At 39.8% G+C, this 2,663-nt stretch carries 2 protein-coding genes and 1 pseudogene; all 3 read left to right on the top strand.

Features of this window, described 5'->3' with window-relative positions; translation table 11 throughout:
- A pseudogene (locus ACHUFA_RS10930) lies at positions 1-172 on the top strand (PrgI family protein); the annotation flags it as partial.
- A complete protein-coding gene (locus ACHUFA_RS10925; RefSeq protein WP_394406091.1) occupies positions 129-2,480 on the top strand; it encodes a VirB4-like conjugal transfer ATPase, CD1110 family in 2,352 nt (783 codons plus the stop codon). The pseudogene ACHUFA_RS10930 and the gene ACHUFA_RS10925, both read left to right, overlap by 44 nt.
- Before the next feature lies 1 nt (position 2,481).
- Positions 2,482-2,663: hypothetical protein (locus tag ACHUFA_RS10920; RefSeq protein ID WP_394406089.1), on the top strand; the 182-nt coding region annotated here is incomplete at its 3' end.

Genomic DNA, 2,663 nt, shown 5'->3' with positions numbered 1-2,663 from the left:
CATTCCACTCATGTTATTTGGGGTCTATCGCCCCAACGATTTACCATTTGAAACCTATCTCAAGTACCGTTTTCATTATGAACTAACAGTTCCAGATCGTACATTTACTGGAAGACAAGGAGACCAACGTGAAAAAATTAAAACACTCAATGAAACCAAAGACCTCTTCTAATGACAAAAAGCAAAAGACGAAAATACAGAAGCAGGAGATTAGACCTTCTACGATAAATACGTTAGCCTATCAAGGACTTTTTCAGAATGGCCTTATGCAGGTCAGTCCAAGCTATTTTTCACAAACCTATCTCTTAGGAGATGTCAATTATCAAACAGTTGGCTTAGACGATAAGGGAGCTATTGTTGAAAAATATTCCGATTTAATCAATTCACTGGATGATAAGACCAATTTCCAACTGACTATTTTCAATCAAAAAGTTAATTTGGAAAAATTCCGTAAGAGTATTCTCTATCCCTTGCAGGAAGATGGGTTTGACAATTATCGTGATGAATTGAATCGTATGATGGATGCCAACTTAGAGGCGGGTGAGAACAACTTTTCAGCTGTCAAGTTTCTTTCATTTGGCAAGAGCGACCAAACACCAAAACTAGCTTTTCGTTCTCTGTCACAGATTGGGGAATATTTCAAAAGTGGCTTTTCAGAGATTGATGTATCTCTTGGTCTTCTTGTTGGAGAGGAGCGAGTGAATGTCCTTGCGGATATGTTACGAGGTGAAAATCATTTACCGTTCTCTTACAAGGATTTGAGCCTATCAGGTCAATCCACCAAACACTTTATTGCCCCAACCTACCTTTCCTTTAAACACAAGAATCATATTGAATTGGACGATCGATTATTACAGATTGTTTATGTTCGTGACTATGGCATGGAGTTAGGGGATAAATTTATTCGAGACTTAATGCAGTCAGATTTGGAAGTGATGATTAGCCTACATGCCAAAGGCTCTACCAAGTCTGAAACCATGACCAAGCTGCGAACCAAGAAAACCTTGATGGAATCGCAAAAGATTGGGGAACAACAAAAGATGGCTCGGACAGGTATCTATTTGGAGAAGGTCGGGCATGTTCTTGAGAACAACATCGATGAAGCTGAAGCTTTTCTTCAAACCATGACCCAAACAGGAGATAAACTGTTTGACACCGTATTTCTAATTGGCGTGCTGGCGGATACTGAAGATCAACTCAAACAATCTCTTGATATTATCAAGCAAGTGGCAGGGTCTAATGATATGATTATTGATAATTTGACCTATATGCAAGAAGCTGCCTTTAATAGTCTCTTGCCATTTGGGAAGAACTATCTTGAAGGTGTTTCTCGGTCTCTATTGACTTCAAACATTGCCGTGAATGCACCTTGGACTTCCGTTGATATTCAGGACAAGGGTGGAAAATTTTATGGCATCAATCAAATCTCAAGTAATATCATCAGTATTGACCGTGGCAAGTTAAATACTCCGTCAGGTTTGATTTTAGGGACTTCTGGAGCTGGCAAAGGGATGGCGACAAAACATGAAATCATCTCTACTAAACTCAAGGAATCAGATAGTGATACTGAAATTATTATTGTTGACCCAGAAAATGAGTATAGTATTATCGGTCAAGCCTTTGGTGGGGAGAGTATTGATATTGCCCCAGATTCCACTACCTTCTTAAATGTCTTAGATCTATCAGATGAGAATATGGATGAGGATCCAGTTAAGGTCAAGTCCGAATTTCTCTTGTCTTGGATTGGAAAGCTCTTGGACCGCAAAATGGATGGTCGTGAGAAGTCCTTGATTGACCGTGTGACACGACTCACCTATAAGCATTTTGACACACCGTCCTTGGTCGAATGGGTCTTTGTCTTAGCTCAACAACCTGAACAGGAAGCTAAGGACTTGGCACTGGATATGGAACTCTATGTGGAAGGGTCGCTGGACATATTTTCACATCGGACCAATATTAAAACAGACAGTCATTTCCTGATTTACAATGTCAAAAAGTTAGGCGATGAATTAAAACAGATTGCCCTCATGGTTATCTTTGACCAAATTTGGAATAGGGTGGTCAAAAACCAAAAACTAGGGAAGAAAACCTGGATATACTTTGATGAGATGCAGCTTCTCTTATTAGACAAGTATGCCTCTGATTTCTTCTTCAAACTTTGGAGTCGTGTCCGTAAGTATGGGGCGATACCGACAGGCATTACTCAAAATGTGGAGACACTTCTTTTGGATGCCAATGGTAGACGCATTATTGCCAATAGCGAGTTCATGATTCTTTTAAAACAGGCTAAGAGCGATCGAGAAGAATTGGTGCATATGCTTGGACTCTCCAAGGAACTAGAGAAATACTTGGTCAATCCTGAAAAAGGGGCTGGGCTAATCAAGGCCGGTTCAACCGTTGTTCCATTCAAAAATAAGATTCCACAACACACCAAGCTCTTTGACATCATGAGTACGGACCCTGAAAAAATGAGGACATGAGATGAAAGAGGATAAAAAGCTACTCAAACAGGCTAGGCAAAACTTTCGAAGCAACTTAAAATCGGCCCGTATGCATTATCGGAAAGAAGTTAGGACCTTAAGACAGACTGTTCCTAAAAAAGGACGATTTCGAAAACCAGCCCAAAATTCTCTTTTTCAAGATAAGAAAATAGAGATAAAAGG

The organism is Streptococcus hepaticus (assembly GCF_043656315.1).
GTDB lineage: Bacteria > Bacillota > Bacilli > Lactobacillales > Streptococcaceae > Streptococcus > Streptococcus hepaticus.
This window is presented reverse-complemented; position numbering and strand designations above follow the sequence as displayed.